Genomic DNA, 15116 nt, shown 5'->3' on the forward strand with positions numbered 1-15116 from the left:
TGCTTGGGAAGGGCCTGCAAGCAGGCTCAGGTGTCGCGCGCAGGGTCGAGCAATTTGCGCGCCAGCGGCGGCATGATCAGCAGCATCATCAACAAGCGAATGAGGTGAGCACCGAGGACAAAAAGGACATTACCGTGAGCTGCCATGCTGACGGCAACCGCTGCATACAGGGCACCGGGTGCGGTCGCCAGATAACCATCCAGATCACTGACGCCGACCAGATGCGCCAGGAGAACACCGAGCAGGGCGCAGCACAGGTTCAGAACGAGAATAATGAGCAAAGCACGGGGAATCAGGCGTAAGTGCAGACGAAGGCGGCTTATGGACAATTGCAGCCCGGCCTGCCAGCCAATCAGCAAATAGGCAGCTTCCAGAAGCGGACCAGGAAGCGCCCGGGTTGGATGGACGTGAAACAAGGTCAGCAGGAGGGTGATCAGTAAAGGCCCCAACAAATAGGGCGCGGTGATGTGGATTTTTCGCGCCAACCAGATTCCAAAAGGGGCCCCCGGCAGCAGCAACAGGAGGCTTCCTGCCCAGGATGCGGGTAAATGCGCGTCCGCCAAAGTCGCCGTATTTGCGTTGTGATTGTGAAATACAAAGAGAACCACCAGAGGCAGACTGATCATGACCAGAATGACGCGCAGGTATTGCATGATCGCCACCAGCCCTACATCGGCCTCGAATTCCTGGGCAATGGCGGTAATCCCGGCTGCCCCTCCTGCAGTCATGGACAGCAGACCGGTACTGGCTTTGATCTGCGTCCAGCGGCTGAAGAGCAAACCAGAAGCCAGGCTCAAAATCAGGGTGCCAGCCGTTACCAGCAATATGGGTAGCAGATGGGCGGAAATGGCCTCCAGCGCAGCAGTCGTAAACATCAAACCAATAGCCATGCCCAGTATGGCTTGTCCGGCTCGGGAAAAATGACGGGGATAAGCCAGGTTCCCGAGACTGTTGACGGCGATTCCAGTAACAACACCGGCAAACAGGGCTGCGGCGGGAATCTGCCAGAAGCGGAATAAAACGCTCAGCAGGACACTGCCCACAAGCAGTAATATCCAACGTCCCGTTATGCCGGAAACAGCGCCCGTAAGTTGTGCCAGAAACGTGTGCTCCCCGGGTTTGGTTTTCAAACGCCGCCCTTGAATCCCAATTGCCGCCATGCTTCAAATACCCCAACAGCACAGGCATTGGAAAGATTCAGGCTACGCTGTCCCGGACGCATGGGTAAACGCAATACTTGACTGGTGGGAAGACTCTCCAGAATTGGTGTGGGCAGACCACGCGTTTCCGGTCCGAACAGCAGGGCATCGCCTTCCTGAAAAGCTACTTGCTGATACAGGTTTTTTCCTTTGGTACTGAATGCAAAAATACGTGCTCCATGCAGCGCGTTCAGGCAATGTTGCCAATCCGGATGCCGCAGCACCTCTGCAAATTCATGATAATCCAGTCCCGCACGGCGCAGGCGACGATCATCCCAGGCAAAGCCCAAGGGCTCTACCAGATGCAGGCGCGCGCCGGTGTTGGCGCAGAGCCGGATAACATTGCCGGTATTGGGCGGGATTTCCGGCTCATAAAGGATGACGTGCAAAAAAACGTCAGGCATGGGCAGGGACCGTTTCGCGCAGGGCGCGGGCCAGAACCCAGACATCAATACGCTGCACACCCACACTTTTCAATAACTCGGCAATTTGCCCCGCTGTTGTTCCCGTCGTCATCACATCATCGATAATGGCCACATGGTCGGGCAATTTGCCCCGCAGGGTGAAGGCAGAATCCAGATTATCGCGTCGGGCGGCCGCACTCAGTCCGGTCTGGTGACGGGTATTCCGACAGCGTCGTAACACGCCAACCTTTACCGGAATACGCCAGCGTTTTCCCCAATAGCGGGCCAGCAGCAGCGCCTGATTGTAGCCGCGCTCGCGCAGTCGTTTGGGGTGCAGGGGCACGGGTAGCAAGCATGCGGGATGAGAAGGTGGCTGCGCTCCCCAACTGTCTGCCCAGGTCGTCGCCAAGGCCCGAGTCCAGTCCAGACGCTGGTGGAATTTCCAGGCGAGAATGGCAGCATTCAGTGGTTCGGCATACACAAAAGGCGTGTAGACATGATCGTACTGGGGCGCTTCTACAGAACATACTGGGCAGTCACCGTTGGCCTGGAGCGGCAATGCACAATAACTGCAACGGTTTTCTGGCAGGCGAGGCCAATCCTGGGCACAGGCCTCGCAGAGGGCGGCACCGACCACGCCACAGGCGCGACAATGTTCCGGGAAAAGCCACTGAGTGAGTTTTCGTCTGCTTTGGTAAAGCTGTTGCAGCGAGAAGCGAGGCAAGGGAATCCGTACACCTTTTGCGAAAGTGGGAGGCTGTAGTTTATGGATTCTGGCGCTTCGGGCTGACATTGACAAGGTAGATACCCGTCCTTATAAGAAGCTATGTCTGATACAGCAGAAAATACCTGGAGTACGCAGCTTGCGGATATTCGTCGGCAGGGACTATGGCGAGAGTTGCAGTCTCTGCAACCGGACCCGGACGCCGATCGTCCGCAATTTGTGGATGCGGAAGGTCGCTTACTCCTTTCTTTTGCCAGTAACGACTATCTGGGTCTGAGCAGGGAGCCCGCGTTACGACAGGCAGCCATTGCCGAAATGGAACGCAGTGGGGTGGGCGCCGGCGCAGCCCCCCTGCTGGGCGGTGAGCGTCCGGCCCATCAGGCTCTGGCGGCAGATTTGGCAGGCTGGTTGGGTGTGGAAGCCGTGCTGCTTTTCGGGAGTGGTTATCTGGCCAATCTGGGAATTATTTCCGCCCTGGTCGGCCGTCAGGACCGGGTTTACGCCGATCGTCTCAATCATGCCTCTCTGGTGGATGGTGTGCGTCTGTCCGGGGCGCGTCTGCAGCGTTACCGGCACGGCGATATGGCGCATTTGCAGCAGCTGCTGGAGCGCGGTACTTCGGGGCAGGCGTGGATCATCACCGATGGTGTATTCAGTATGGACGGTGATCTCGCCCCCCTGCCTGAAATCGTAACCCTTGCCCGCCGCTATCGGGCCAGAATCATTCTCGATGAAGCCCACGCCTTGGGCGTGTTGGGCGCAGAGGGGCGAGGAACCCTCGCGCACTATCAACTGGATACGCACTCTGTGGATGTCATCATGGGGACGCTCGGCAAGGCCTTTGGCGTCTATGGAGCCTTTGTGGCAGGCAGTCAGGATCTGATCGACCTGCTGCGTAACCGGGCACGGAGTTTTATTTATCATACGGCCATGCCTGCGGCACTGGCGGCGGCAGCGCGGGTCTCTTTGCAGTTGTTGCGCGGCGGGGAGTCCCGTCGTGCCTGCCTGGTAGAGCATCAGGACTGGCTGCATGCCCAGCTTCCCGATGCGCCCTGGCTGCCCAGCGCAACGCCCATTCAGGGGCTGGTACTGGGAGAGGCAACGGCGGCTGTGCAGGCGGCTGCCAGATTGCGCGAGGCCGGACTGTACTGCCCGGCAGTGCGCCCCCCGACCGTGCCTAAGGGCAGCGCCCGTTTGCGGATTACCCTCAGTGCTGCGCATCATCGCGAAGACCTCACGCAGTTGGTGACCGCCCTTCGGGAGATTTTATGAGTTGGTATCGGGAACAGACGGGTCAAGGGCCAGCCTTGCTGTTGCTCCACGGCTGGGGCATGGAAAGCCGGGTTTTTGCGGGTTGGCGCCCTTTTCTGGAAAAGCATTTTACCTGCATTTCCTACGATTTGCCCGGTCATGGCCGCAGCCCCTGTACGGCGGATGGCATGCAATGGGCTTATGTTCTGGAACAGTTGACGGACATGCTGGATCGTGAAGTAGAGGCGCCGATTTTGTTGGGTTGGTCTCTGGGTGGGCTGCTCGCCCTCGGACTGGGTCTGACGCAGCCCGCCTCGTTGAAAGGGTTGGTACTGATGGCGAGTTCGCCGAGTTTCCGCCAGCGTCCAGACTGGACGGCAGGGATTCCTGCCGCAACCCTGGAAGATTTTGGCCAGCGCCTGCACAGTGATCCCCAGGGAACCCGCAAAAGGTTTTTAGCCCTGCAGGTTTTAGGTGATCCACAAGGACGACGCGCGCTGGAGGGCATGAGCAACTGGCCGTCGCCTGATCCTGTCTGTCTGGCTGATGGGTTGACTCTTCTCCACGAAGTAGATTTACGCGATCGGTTGGATAGCTTGTCCATGCCGGTTCAGCTGATTCATGGTGCGCAGGACCGCATTGTGCCTCCGGAAGCCAGTTTTTACCTGCAGCAACATCTTCCCGGCAGCCATCTGCATGTGCTTGAAAAGGCAGGGCATGCGCCCTTTTTATCGCAGCCGCAAGCCTGCCGGGATGCTCTTTTGGAGGTCTGGGCATGAATCCATCGACGCCAGCAGATTATCAGCTGGAAAAGCGCGCGATCCGCCGCGCTTTTGACCAGGCTGCCAGCTCCTATGAGGCCAGTGCTGTTCTTCAGGACCAGGTAGGCCAGCAACTCATCGAACGACTGGACCTGGTCAAGCTGGAACCACAATGGATTCTGGATCTGGGCAGTGGCACCGGCCTGCAAAGTCGGCGCCTGAATCGTCGTTATCCCAAGGCACGGTTGCTGGCGGTGGATTTGGCCGTCGGCATGCTCCAGCAGGCGCGACTGCGCAAGAGCTGGCGGCAACGCCAGTACTTTTGTCAGGGGGATGCCGAACATCTGCCGCTGGCGACAGGATCCATGGACCTGCTTTTCGCCAACATGTCCATCCAATGGTGTAATGATCTGGATCGGGTGCTGCGCGAATTTGCCCGGGTCCTGCGTCCCGGGGGGCTGTTGATGTTCAGTACCCTGGGTCCGGATACCCTCACCGAGTTGCGCCAGTCTTTTGCCAGGCTGGATGATCAACCCCATGTCATACCATTTATGGATATGCACGATATTGGCGATGCCCTGGTTCGCCAGGGCTATGAAATGCCGGTGCTGGATGTCGAACATTTTCAGTTGACTTACGCAGCGCTGGAGGATCTTTTGCGTGATCTGCGCAACATTGGTGCGACCAATGCCTCGGTCAATCGCCCACGCGGTTTGTTGACGCCCGGTCGTTTGCAAATCCTGCGCGATGCTTATGAACAGTTTCGTAAAGATGGGCGTTTGCCAGCCACCTATGAGGTGGTTTACGGGCATGCCTGGAGTAGTGGACCGCGTCCTGAGATTCGAGAGGATGGCGCAGTTACCCTGCCCTATCCGCAAATGCGGAGGCATATTAAATGAATCTGGCAGAAAGATTGGAAAATCCGCCAGCGCAGCCGCTCCGGAGTCTTTTTGTCACCGGGACGGATACAGGTGTGGGCAAGACGGCGGTGACAGCTGCTCTGGCGCAACGCTGTGCACGTGAAATGGGCCGGGTCGCAGCCTTGAAGCCGGTGGTTTCCGGTGTGGAAGCCAATGGGCAGTGGAGTGACGTGGAAATTCTGCGCACCGCGTCAACGCCCTCACGCTCTTTTGAACAAACCTGCCTTTATGCTTTGGATCCGCCCATCGCTCCGCATTGGGCGGCAGCACAAGCCGGCCTGACCCTGGACCGGCACAGGATTCAGCGCTTTATTGAACAGCAGTCAGCAGATATGGATGCCGTACTGGTAGAGGGAGCGGGCGGTTTTCTGGTCCCGCTGGGTGATAATTGGAGTTTTGCTGACCTGGCCCTTGGTTTGCAATTTCCGGTGCTCCTGGTCGTAGGTCTGCGCCTCGGTGCCATCAACCATGCCCTGCTTAGCGCCGAGGCTATTCTTGCCCGTGCGTTGCCGCTGGCGGGCTGGGTGGCTAATCATCTTCAACCCGATCTCGCTCCGGGAACCCTGGAAACTTTGCAGCGACTGATGCCCAGCCCCTGTCTGGGAGAAATCCCCTTTCAGGCAGAGGCAACCAGTGTCTGCAGGAGTCAGTATCTGTCTCTTCCGACGTGTTGGGAATGATGTTAGGATTCAAACGGCTGCCATAAAAAATAGAGGGCAGCTGATCACGGCGCGGCGGGTATTACAGCGGGAGCCGTGGCAGTAAACCGTAGATATTCTGATGGAGCGTGAATGTCATGAAATCATTCAAGAGCATAGCCTTGTTGGTGGGTGCTAATTTACTTATTTTTATCACCCTTTCCATTACTTTTTCGGTCCTGGTGAATCTGGTTTTACCCGCTTTTGGCGTAGATCTGCGCGGGGTGGTCAGTATGACCGATTTACTCTGGGCGCTGGTCATTGGTTTTGGGGGAGCTTTTATTTCCCTGCTGATGTCCAAGCATCTGGCGCGGGCAGGTATGCAGATGCAACGCATCGAGCAACCTCAGTCCGCCAAGGAGCGGCTGATTTACGATGCCGTGGCACAGTTGTCTACGCGTTTGGGCATCCAGATGCCAGAAGTCTGGGTTTACTGGAGTGATGATCCCAATGCCTTTGCTACGGGGCCGGGGCGTAACCACAGCATGGTGGCGGTCAGCAGCGGGCTCGTGAATCTGCTCAATGATAATGAAGTTCGAGCGGTGCTGGCCCATGAAATGGGTCATGTTTACAATGGCGATATGGTCAGCACGACGTTGCTTCAGGGGCTGATGAATACTTTTGTATTCTGGTTGTCGATGTTGGCGGCCCGGCAATTTGATGATCGCCCGATGATTGCTTTTGCGGTTTCCATGTTCCTGCAGGTTGCCTTGTCGTTTTTGGCGCTGATTCCCATCACCTGGTTTTCACGTCGCCGGGAATTTGCAGCAGATCGTTTTGCCGCAGAGCAGATTGGGGCTGGCGCGATGATTTCTGCTTTGCAGAAGCTGCATCAGCGGGCTACAGCCATGCACGTCGAGCATGATGCGGTCCGTGATCCCATGGCGACTGCCTATATTTCGGGTAGCTGGAAGGGGCTTTTTGCGACCCACCCCAGCCTGGAAGCGCGGGTTGCGGCTTTGCAGGCTCTGCAAAAAGGGTATAGTTATTCGTAGTGTTCTGGCTGGGGAGTGATTGTAGATGCACCTGAATATGGGAGTGGACAGCATTGCGCCCTGAACGGGTAAAACCGGTTCTCCTCAGCAGTCAAAATGCCTCCGTCATTTTTCCGGATCCGGAACAAGCCGACAGTAACCTGATTGCAGTAGGGGGTGATTTATCCCGAAAGCGTATTCTTCAGGCTTATGCTCAGGGTGTATTCCCCTGGTTTGGTGAGGAAGATCCCATCTTGTGGTGGTCCCCTGATCCTCGTGGGGTGCTGGAACCCCGTGCCATTCATATCAGTCGCAGTTTAATGAAAAATGCTGAAGTCGCGTCCTGGCAGGTGGTTCTCGATCAGGACTTCGCTGGTGTTATGGATGAGTGTGCGGCTCCGCGTTCAGGTCAGGGCGGGACCTGGATAACTGTCGAGATGCGTAATGCCTATCTGGATCTCTTTGCTGCGGGTGCTGCCCACTGTGTGGAAATTCTTCAACATGGCCAGCGGGTTGGTGGATTATATGGCGTTGAGCTGGGCGCAATTTTTTTCGGAGAATCGATGTTCAGCCGGGTTCCCGACGCCTCAAAAATTGCTTTGGTCTGGTTGGCCCGACATTTGGCGCATTGGGGTTTTGGTCTGATTGATACCCAGTTTTTGACCCCACACCTGCAAAGCATGGGCGCTTCTGAAATTCCACGTGCTGAATTTTTGCAGCTTTTGACCAGATTGAAAGCCCAGGCAACTCAAGGGGCGTGGCAGGAGCTTTTGCCCTGGGAGCACATTTTTTGGCGATGAGTTTTTATATGTCGACCTTGCAAACCTGTCCCTATCTGCCGGAACAGGAAGAATTGCTGGTATTGAGTGATCCGCGCGCAGTGCTGGAAAGCGTGGAATACGATCAACTGTTACGAAAGGGTTTTCGACGCAATGGTCCCGTCGCGTATCGGCCTATGTGTCCGCAATGTGATGCGTGTGTTTCCGTTCGTATCCCGGTGGATCATTTCCAGCCGGACAGGGGGCAAAAACGCACCTGGGCACGTAACCAGGATCTGAGCATGCGTGTGGTAAGGCCTTATCCGGATGCGCAACATGCCCGCCTGTTTGCCGACTACCAGCGTTTGCGACATCCGGATGGCGGTATGGACCAGGATGCTGATCGTCTGTATGCAGAATTGATGACGGATACCAGTGCTGTGGATTCGCGGTTGCTGGTGTTTGAAAAAGACCAGGAGCCCTTGGCTGTCGCTCTGGTTGATCAGCTGGCGCATGGATTATCGGCGGTTTATACGTTTTATCGGACGGACCTGGCGAAGCGTGGACTGGGCACTTTTGCAATTTTAAAGCAAATTGAATGGGCCCGTAAGCAGGGATTTTCACATCTGTATCTCGGTTATTGGGTCGCAGAAAGTTCAAAAATGGATTATAAAAGGCGTTTTTCGCCCCTGGAAGGTTTTATCGCCGGTGAATGGCGACTGCTTTCCACCCATCGTTAATCCAGATAGAAAATCACATCCATGCTTAATGCCGCACCGGATATATTCCGTACCTTTTCACCCTGGGCCCTGACCGGCGTATTGGGGCTGCTGGGAAGTGCCTGGGCCCTGTCGGCATGGCAAAAGTTGGGGGTCGGCAAGGACCTGCTCTGGTCGGCTGCGCGCGCGACGTTACAACTGGGAATTATGGGTTTTGTGCTGGGCTGGTTGTTCCGTCAGCATCAACCCTGGTTACTGCTGGTGTTTCTGGTGCTGATGATTCTCATGGCCGGCCGATTCAACCGCAAACGGGGCGCTGGGATTCCGCATGCCTACTGGATTGGTGTCGGTAGTATTGGTATTGCGGCAACGGTCACGCTGGCCTGGATGCTGTTTTCCGGTTTGGTATTCTGGCGCGGCGAATCTCTGGTGCCTATTGGCGGGATGATTATTGGCAATGCCATGAATGCCGTATCTCTGGCGTTGAATCGTTTGCGCAGTGAAATTGATCAGCGCGAGGATATGTTGCTGGCGATGCTGGCGCTGGGTGCCGGACATCGTCAGGCCATGCGCAGTCTCTACGGCATTGTGGTGCGCAGTTCGCTGATTCCTACCATTGATAGCCTGAAAAGTGTCGGCATGATTCATATTCCAGGTATTACAGCGGGAATGATTCTGGCGGGCATGGCGCCGCTTGCAGCTGTTTCCATGCAGTTGGTGGTGATGCTGATGCTGACCGCCTCAGTCACCTTGAGTGTTTCTACGGCGGTCTTGTTGGCGGCACCTTACGCCCTGACATTTTCTCAGCGTACAGAAGGATAATTGATATGGCCGCACTCGCTGGACGTTTTCGTGGTTTTTTGCCCGTAGTGGTGGATGTGGAGACGGCGGGTTTTGACCCAGAGCGTAATGCTTTGCTGGAGGTGGCAGCGGTCATTATCGGTGGAGAAGTGGGACAGCTGAAACCGGTAGCCAGCCATCACTTTCACGTCATGCCCTTTACGGGCGCGGTGCTTGATCCGGCGGCACTGGCTTTTACCGGAATTGATCCTTTTCAGCCATTGCGCGGAGCGGTTTCCGAAGAAGAAGCACTGCGCAACATTTTTCGCGCCATTCGTACGGCGGTTAAGGCTGCACAGTGCCGACGGGCGATTCTGGTAGGTCACAATGCCGCCTTTGATTTGTCTTTTATCAAGGCGGCAGAAAAACGTTCTGGAGTGAAAAACAATCCATTTCATCTGTTCAGTACTTTTGACACCGTCAGTCTGGCGGGCCTCGCTTATGGTGAAACGGTACTGGCCAAAGCGGCACTGGCGGCAGGTTTACCCTGGGATCATGAACAGGCACATTCAGCGTTATATGATGCGCGCCAGACGGCTGAACTATTTTGCAAGATAGTGAACGGCTTTGACCTGAATCGGGAATATTCCTGAAGTTGTTGCAGCAGCAGTCAACACCCGGTGCTTCTGTTAGAATATTGGCATCTACCATTTTAAGAGGGGCAAAACATGCCTTATCGTCTGACAATTGAACCCAGCGGTCACGAGATGGATTGTGATAGTGATGAAACCATCCTCGAAGCGGCACTGCGTCATGGCTTTAATATTCCCTACAGCTGTCGCAATGGTACTTGTGCAACCTGTAAGGGGCGTATTTTAAGCGGCACGGTAGATTATGGAGATATTGAAGAAAAAGTGCTCAGTGAAGCTGAAAAAGTGGACGGTTTGGCCCTGTTTTGCCAGGCTATGCCCCTATCTGATCTGAAAATTGAAGTACGCGAAATTGGAGCAGCCAAGGATATTCAGATTAAAACCCTGCCGGCACGGGTGGCTAGAATTGAGGACGTAGCACCGGACGTGCGCGCCCTGTTCCTCAAAATACCCAGTACAGAGCGCCTGCAGTTCCTCCCCGGCCAGTATATAGACATTCTTCTGAAGGATGGCGGGCGCCGGGGTTTCTCGCTGGCGAATACCCCCAATGATGACGCTTTGCTGGAATTGCATATCAAGAAAGTAGAGGGAGGTGCGTTCACCGGGCACGTTTTTTCAGCAATGAAAGAAAAGGATATTGTGCGATTTGAAGGACCTTTGGGCACTTTTTTTGTTCGCCAGGAATCAACCCGGCCGTTATTGATGGTGGCTACAGGAACAGGCTTTGCGCCGATCAAGGGAATGCTGGAATCACTTTTTGTTCAGGGATCGGTACGGCCAATTCACTTTTATTGGGGGGTGCGTCATTCTGAAGATTTTTATTATGAAAATCTGTTACAGGAATGGCAGTCGCTCCACAGCCATTTTAATCTGACCAAAATTGTCTCGCAGCCGGATAGCCACTGGTCGGGTCCTACGGGATATGTAACAGAGCAGGTGATTAAAGATTTTCCTGATGCCAGTGCTTTTGATGCTTATATTTGCGGCCATCCGGATATGGTTTTTTCTTTATCTGCGGCTTTAGCTCAGGCAGGATTGGATTCAGAACATATATTCGCAGACGCATTTGTATTTGCCAAAGCAAAAACAAGCTGACATAATAATTTTATTGGCGACTTTAGCCAAAATTTCAACTTATTTTTTCAGGAGTGAGCGGGTATGGAATCTCAAACAAAAAAACGTCATCGTCGCAGTGCCGAAGAGCGCCTTGCTGATTTGGAAGAGAAGCAACGTCAAACGGAATTGCGCCTGCGCGAGCAATTGGCCAAAATTGAGCAGCAGAAAAAGTCCTTGCAGGAAAATCCGCGTGCCAAACGCGAACGTGAAGCACAGCGGCGGTCTTTGATGGAGCGCATTTCCCGCCTGGTACCTGATTGGGAACCTACCCAGATTCTGGCAGCTATTGCCGAAGTACGGGATCGGGTAGGCGATAACCATCATGCCCTGCAGGAACTGGACTCCCATGGAAATGCATTGATGCAGGAACTCAAGCCACGTCGTGGACGGCGTCCGCGCAGCGCGCTCTGAATCTCCTGTAGTTAAAAGCCCCCGAATTACTGAATTCGGGGGCTTTTTTACGTCGGTCATGAGCGTTTGCAACTGCGCCAACGCTTTAACATGGGTACCCGATGGGCCATATAGGCACGAATATACCAAGGTGCCTGTCTTTTGCGCATCAATTGTCTTACCCGCTGTTGCATGGATTCCAGAGTTAATTGGGGGTCCTTGAATGCGCCATCTGCATAGCAGTAACTGCAGTAATCCCGACTGTGGCTGCCATCGCTTTCCGTACCACCGCCTTGCGGATCAAACTGTAAGGGCATACCACAACTTTGGCAGCGGTTTTTTTCGATTTCCAGTTGGCGTAACCATTTTTTCATAAGCAAGTTAGACATCCTCAGGGGCAACCAGTTCAAGAGCCTCAATATAAATATGGGCCATGCCCAGCAAAAATACGACGTTGGGTATAATGAAAACCAATGCGGTGGCAACTCCCATCCCCATGCTGAGCCCGACATTATACAGGGCAGTATTCGCAGTGATGCTGGAATGCGCTGCATGGTCCAGCATAAAAGGGTTACCTGTAATCGCATCCATCATCTGCCAAAACATATCGGCGCTACGGCTCAGTTCGCTGGCCAGAGCTGGGGCCGCAGCGGACAGTGCCATACTGTATCCGGTGTAAAGAATGATGGCGATAATGACTGCCAGACCAGCAGATAAAACTCCGAGTAACAACATCATCAGCAAAATGGAGCCGGGTTTGTTACGGGCAATACCAATAGTGTGGCGCAGGGAGTTGCTGACCGATTCGCCATGCCAAAGCGCTGGACCGGACAGATTGAAAACAATGATGGCCAGAACGAAAACCACGGCATTTATCAACATGGCCACCGGGAAAAGCGGTACAAACAAAATCGCTCCTATTCCTGGTATTTTGCAGGCCAGAAATCCCAGTAGCTCAACCACAAAAATGCCAAAGAGTAAAAGACTTTCGATGATCAGCAAGCCAATCAGCCGGGGTAGCGATTTTAAGCCAAAGCGGAGACTGTGCAAAATCCCAGGTAAGGAGTCACCCCGGGCTTCATGTAATAGTACCCCGCCGGCACCCAGATACCCCACACCAAAACTGACGAACAAAATCAGCATTCCGATGCTGGCACCCAGCATCCCACCTGGCCACTGTACAAAAAATTCGAGGCCCGCCATACCGATAAAAACGGCGAGAACATACACCAAAATGGGTTGCCAGAGGGTGATTCCCCGTAATGCGCGCAGCAATAGCGAAAAAGACAGGTCTCCCTGACTGGGAGAATGACTAAACATGGGAGCTTCCTTTTTCAGTGACCAATCTTGAGGATGAATGCCAAGGATAACGGTTAGATTTTTACTGTAAAGCGACAATCGCCTTTGTTGATGCTACACTGATCTGATATTGACCGATTGGTCGGATGTTTTTCAACTGGCTGATAATATGTGGAAACAGATCGCTGAGGGAATTTTATGGATAATACGCTGGCGATGGTAGAAGGAGAGGGGCGGCAGCGTATCCTCGCTGCCGCCGAAAAACTCTTCTCGGATAAAGCCTTTGATGCGGTTTCCATGAATGCCATAGCCTGCGAGGCCGGTATCAGTAAAGCCAACATTTATCACTATTTCCCGAATAAAGACACGCTGTATCTCGCGGTTTTGCGCGTGGCCAGCCATAATCTGCGCGCGGTGCTGAACGAAGCCGTCAGCGCCCACGGCTCGGTTCTGGATGTATTGCGGCATTTTGCCCGCAATCATCTGCAGGCACTGCTGAACAGGCCGCAACTGGTGCGTTTGGTCTGGCGGGAAATCCTGGAAAGGGGCGCGCCACGGGCACAGGAATTTGCCGAGCAGGGTTTCGCGGATATGTTTTCTGCGCTGGTAGATGTTCTGAAGCTGGGACAAAGCCGGGGCGAATTTCGCCAGGACTTTGATCCAGCCCTGGTCGCTACGCTCCTCTTGGGTGCCAACGTGTTTTTTTTCCAGTCGCGAGACATATTGCGACACTACCCCCCCATTACTTTTGCAGACGACCCTGCCGGATATGTTGCGGGTATTGTCGAAATTCTTTTGCGTGGGCTGGTTCCAGCCCCATCCTGAATATTGATTCATAACACAAGAGATTCTTATGGATAAAAATCCTCAACTGCAAGCCCATGTTCTCGTGGAAGCCCTGCCCTATATGCAGCGCTTTCATGGACAGACCATTGTGATCAAATATGGTGGTAATGCGATGACAGAGGCGCATCTGCAAGAGCAGTTTGCCTATGATGTGACCTTGATGAAGCAAGTAGGGATGAATCCTGTGGTGGTTCATGGCGGGGGGCCGCAAATTGGCGCCATGCTTGAACGTCTGGGCGTGGAAACCCGCTTTGTGGATGGCATGCGCGTAACCGATGCGGCGACCATGGAAGTGGTGGAAATGGTGCTCGGAGGTCGCGTCAACAAGGAAATTGTTCAGGGAATCAATCGTGCCGGGGGGCGGGCAGTGGGGCTGACCGGCAAAGATGGGGCTTTGCTCCGCGCCCGACCGCTGCGCAATGCGGTGGCTGATCTGGGGATGGTCGGTGAAGTTGCTGCCGTCAATCCGGAAGTCATTCGCTGGTTGGACCAGGGCGATTTTATCCCGGTAGTGGCTCCCATTGGCGTCGGCGCTCGGGGTGAGTCTTACAATATCAATGCCGATCTGGTCGCCGGAGCGCTGGCCGCCACCCTGAAAGCCGAAAAGCTGATTTTAATGACCAATGTGGCTGGGGTACTGGATAAAGAGGGTACCCTGCAAACCCGCCTGGAGGCCAGCGCAGTGGCACAAATGATTGCCGATGGTCAGATATATGGTGGCATGCTGCCAAAAATTCAGTGTTGCCTGGATGCTGTGGCTGCGGGTGTAAAGGCCGCGCATATTATTGATGGCAGAGTCCCTCATGCCTTGTTGCTGGAGATTTTTACCGACGCCGGGGTGGGGACGCTGATTGCCGGCAGCTATTGAAAAAACTGTCCGTTCCTGATCCGCAGCGTAACAGACACGCTTTTTCTGTGGCAGCCCGCAAGCGGCGTCTGCTAGGCTGGCGGCGAAGTACACTGCCGGTTTTCCTCTTTGATCTCGACAATACCCTGTATGACGCTGACCGTTACTGCTTTCCCTGGATGCATGAGCACATCAATGCGTTCCTGATGGAGGAGCTTGGCCTGAAGATGGAAGCCGCCGATCAGTTGCGGCGCCATTACTGGCGGACTTATGGGACCACCCTCGCGGGTTTGATGCGGCACCATACTGTTGACCCACGGGTTTTCCTGAAAGCCATTCATCCCCCGGTTCTGTCTGCCCAGGTCCCCGAAAATCCGGAATTACGTCGTTGGCTCGTGCAACTTCCCGGCCCCGTATTTGTTTTTACGAACAGCGTGGCCAGTCATGCCTGGCGGGTGCTGGAGCGTTTGGGTGTGGCGGATATTGTGGAGGATGTCTTTGACATGGAGACTGCAGGTTTCCAGGGAAAGCCTCACCATCATGCTTATCACCAGGTGCTTAACAGATTGAAAGTTCCCGCCTGGCGTTGTGTTTTTTTTGATGACACCCTGGCCAATTTGCGGACTGCGCGCTGGATGGGTATGCACACGGTACACATTGAAAAAAGTCGCAGGCGTTCGCGTAGCGCCCATCGCCGGGTTCCATCAATCATGGGCTGGCATTACGGTTTGTCCTGAAACGGTAGTGGGGGCTTTTAAGCTTTTTGCTCCAACGTCCCTT

19 protein-coding genes are annotated in these 15116 nt (G+C 54.5%); 14 read left to right on the plus strand and 5 right to left on the minus strand.

Translation table 11 applies throughout. From position 1 onward, the window contains the following. Positions 1–26: 26 nt before the first annotated feature. Genes H7F11_RS02895 through H7F11_RS02905 form a run of 3 tightly spaced genes read right to left on the minus strand, consistent with a single transcriptional unit; the run spans position 27 to position 2327 of the window. Positions 27–1130 (minus strand): AbrB family transcriptional regulator, encoded by a 1104-nt coding sequence (locus tag H7F11_RS02895; protein ID WP_193649777.1) that lies wholly within the window; start codon positions 1128–1130, stop codon positions 27–29. Next, positions 1127–1603: a tRNA (uridine(34)/cytosine(34)/5-carboxymethylaminomethyluridine(34)-2'-O)-methyltransferase TrmL gene (gene trmL / locus H7F11_RS02900; protein ID WP_193649778.1), complete on the minus strand. Its 477-nt coding sequence runs from the start codon at positions 1601–1603 to the stop codon at positions 1127–1129. Before trmL ends, H7F11_RS02895 begins: the two co-directional genes overlap by 4 nt. Further along, positions 1596–2327, minus strand: coding sequence for a ComF family protein (locus H7F11_RS02905; protein WP_319803334.1), 732 nt, complete (start codon positions 2325–2327; stop codon positions 1596–1598). Before H7F11_RS02905 ends, trmL begins: the two co-directional genes overlap by 8 nt. A 102-nt stretch (positions 2328–2429) precedes the next feature. Between H7F11_RS02905 and bioF the strand changes: the two genes are divergently transcribed. From bioF to H7F11_RS02960, 11 genes are all read left to right on the plus strand, one after another. Beyond that, positions 2430–3599: an 8-amino-7-oxononanoate synthase gene (gene bioF, locus H7F11_RS02910; RefSeq protein WP_193649779.1), complete on the plus strand. Its 1170-nt coding sequence runs from the start codon at positions 2430–2432 to the stop codon at positions 3597–3599. Further along, complete coding sequence (locus H7F11_RS02915; protein ID WP_075322105.1) at positions 3596–4357, plus strand: alpha/beta fold hydrolase; 762 nt, start codon at positions 3596–3598, stop codon at positions 4355–4357. Before bioF ends, H7F11_RS02915 begins: the two co-directional genes overlap by 4 nt. Next, complete coding sequence (gene bioC / locus H7F11_RS02920; protein WP_193649780.1) at positions 4354–5238, plus strand: malonyl-ACP O-methyltransferase BioC; 885 nt, start codon at positions 4354–4356, stop codon at positions 5236–5238. Before H7F11_RS02915 ends, bioC begins: the two co-directional genes overlap by 4 nt. Beyond that, positions 5235–5939 carry a dethiobiotin synthase gene (gene bioD, locus H7F11_RS02925; protein ID WP_193649781.1) on the plus strand — a complete coding sequence of 235 codons (705 nt, stop codon included), beginning with the start codon at positions 5235–5237 and terminating at the stop codon, positions 5937–5939. Before bioC ends, bioD begins: the two co-directional genes overlap by 4 nt. A gap of 116 nt (positions 5940–6055) precedes the next feature. Continuing rightward, positions 6056–6952 (plus strand): protease HtpX, encoded by an 897-nt coding sequence (gene htpX, locus H7F11_RS02930; RefSeq protein ID WP_193649782.1) that lies wholly within the window; start codon positions 6056–6058, stop codon positions 6950–6952. A gap of 53 nt (positions 6953–7005) precedes the next feature. Next, the gene (gene aat, locus H7F11_RS02935; protein ID WP_193649783.1) at positions 7006–7731 is read left to right on the plus strand and encodes a leucyl/phenylalanyl-tRNA--protein transferase; all 726 of its coding nucleotides are present in this window, start codon (positions 7006–7008) and stop codon (positions 7729–7731) included. A gap of 8 nt (positions 7732–7739) precedes the next feature. Then, positions 7740–8429 (plus strand): arginyltransferase, encoded by a 690-nt coding sequence (locus H7F11_RS02940; RefSeq protein ID WP_264674702.1) that lies wholly within the window; start codon positions 7740–7742, stop codon positions 8427–8429. 21 nt (positions 8430–8450) lie between these two features. Next, the gene (locus tag H7F11_RS02945) at positions 8451–9230 is read left to right on the plus strand and encodes an ABC transporter permease (RefSeq protein WP_193649785.1); all 780 of its coding nucleotides are present in this window, start codon (positions 8451–8453) and stop codon (positions 9228–9230) included. Positions 9231–9235: 5 nt separating this feature from the next. Next, positions 9236–9841: a ribonuclease T gene (gene rnt, locus H7F11_RS02950; RefSeq protein WP_193649786.1), complete on the plus strand. Its 606-nt coding sequence runs from the start codon at positions 9236–9238 to the stop codon at positions 9839–9841. A gap of 75 nt (positions 9842–9916) precedes the next feature. After that, a complete protein-coding gene (locus H7F11_RS02955) occupies positions 9917–10933 on the plus strand; it encodes a CDP-6-deoxy-delta-3,4-glucoseen reductase (protein ID WP_193649787.1) in 1017 nt (338 codons plus the stop codon). A 63-nt stretch (positions 10934–10996) separates the two neighbouring features. Further along, positions 10997–11365 (plus strand): hypothetical protein, encoded by a 369-nt coding sequence (locus H7F11_RS02960; RefSeq protein WP_193649788.1) that lies wholly within the window; start codon positions 10997–10999, stop codon positions 11363–11365. A 56-nt stretch (positions 11366–11421) separates the two neighbouring features. Here H7F11_RS02960 and H7F11_RS02965 read toward each other — a convergent pair whose 3' ends face one another. Then, positions 11422–11718, minus strand: coding sequence for a zinc ribbon domain-containing protein (locus H7F11_RS02965; RefSeq protein ID WP_227485208.1), 297 nt, complete (start codon positions 11716–11718; stop codon positions 11422–11424). A 7-nt stretch (positions 11719–11725) separates the two neighbouring features. After that, positions 11726–12664 (minus strand): hypothetical protein, encoded by a 939-nt coding sequence (locus H7F11_RS02970; RefSeq protein WP_193649790.1) that lies wholly within the window; start codon positions 12662–12664, stop codon positions 11726–11728. Between the two features lie 177 nt (positions 12665–12841). On the opposite strand from H7F11_RS02970, the gene H7F11_RS02975 reads away from it, so the two are divergent. From H7F11_RS02975 to H7F11_RS02985, 3 genes are read left to right on the plus strand one after another with little or no spacing between them, the layout of a single operon-like run. Beyond that, the gene (locus H7F11_RS02975) at positions 12842–13468 is read left to right on the plus strand and encodes a TetR/AcrR family transcriptional regulator (RefSeq protein ID WP_193649791.1); all 627 of its coding nucleotides are present in this window, start codon (positions 12842–12844) and stop codon (positions 13466–13468) included. A gap of 28 nt (positions 13469–13496) precedes the next feature. Continuing rightward, positions 13497–14357, plus strand: a complete 861-nt coding sequence (gene argB, locus H7F11_RS02980; protein WP_227485209.1) for an acetylglutamate kinase — start codon at positions 13497–13499, stop codon at positions 14355–14357. After that, a complete protein-coding gene (locus H7F11_RS02985) occupies positions 14354–15073 on the plus strand; it encodes a pyrimidine 5'-nucleotidase (protein WP_193649792.1) in 720 nt (239 codons plus the stop codon). The genes argB and H7F11_RS02985 overlap by 4 nt, the downstream gene beginning before the upstream one ends. The last annotated feature ends 43 nt before the right edge of the window (positions 15074–15116 follow it).

The organism is Acidithiobacillus sp. HP-2, from assembly GCF_015100155.1.
In the GTDB taxonomy this organism is placed as follows: Bacteria; Pseudomonadota; Gammaproteobacteria; order Acidithiobacillales; family Acidithiobacillaceae; genus Acidithiobacillus.

Coding starts and splice junctions, on each gene's coding strand:
- trmL (WP_193649778.1), bottom strand. CDS start 1,603: ATGCCTGACGTTTTTTTGCACGTCATCCTTTATGAGCCGGAAATCCCG.
- bioF (WP_193649779.1), top strand. CDS start 2,430: ATGTCTGATACAGCAGAAAATACCTGGAGTACGCAGCTTGCGGATATT.
- H7F11_RS02915 (WP_075322105.1), top strand. CDS start 3,596: ATGAGTTGGTATCGGGAACAGACGGGTCAAGGGCCAGCCTTGCTGTTG.
- bioC (WP_193649780.1), top strand. CDS start 4,354: ATGAATCCATCGACGCCAGCAGATTATCAGCTGGAAAAGCGCGCGATC.
- bioD (WP_193649781.1), top strand. CDS start 5,235: ATGAATCTGGCAGAAAGATTGGAAAATCCGCCAGCGCAGCCGCTCCGG.
- htpX (WP_193649782.1), top strand. CDS start 6,056: ATGAAATCATTCAAGAGCATAGCCTTGTTGGTGGGTGCTAATTTACTT.
- H7F11_RS02940 (WP_264674702.1), top strand. CDS start 7,740: ATGTCGACCTTGCAAACCTGTCCCTATCTGCCGGAACAGGAAGAATTG.
- H7F11_RS02945 (WP_193649785.1), top strand. CDS start 8,451: ATGCTTAATGCCGCACCGGATATATTCCGTACCTTTTCACCCTGGGCC.
- rnt (WP_193649786.1), top strand. CDS start 9,236: ATGGCCGCACTCGCTGGACGTTTTCGTGGTTTTTTGCCCGTAGTGGTG.
- H7F11_RS02955 (WP_193649787.1), top strand. CDS start 9,917: ATGCCTTATCGTCTGACAATTGAACCCAGCGGTCACGAGATGGATTGT.
- H7F11_RS02960 (WP_193649788.1), top strand. CDS start 10,997: ATGGAATCTCAAACAAAAAAACGTCATCGTCGCAGTGCCGAAGAGCGC.
- H7F11_RS02965 (WP_227485208.1), bottom strand. CDS start 11,718: ATGAAAAAATGGTTACGCCAACTGGAAATCGAAAAAAACCGCTGCCAA.
- H7F11_RS02970 (WP_193649790.1), bottom strand. CDS start 12,664: ATGTTTAGTCATTCTCCCAGTCAGGGAGACCTGTCTTTTTCGCTATTG.
- H7F11_RS02975 (WP_193649791.1), top strand. CDS start 12,842: ATGGATAATACGCTGGCGATGGTAGAAGGAGAGGGGCGGCAGCGTATC.
- argB (WP_227485209.1), top strand. CDS start 13,497: ATGGATAAAAATCCTCAACTGCAAGCCCATGTTCTCGTGGAAGCCCTG.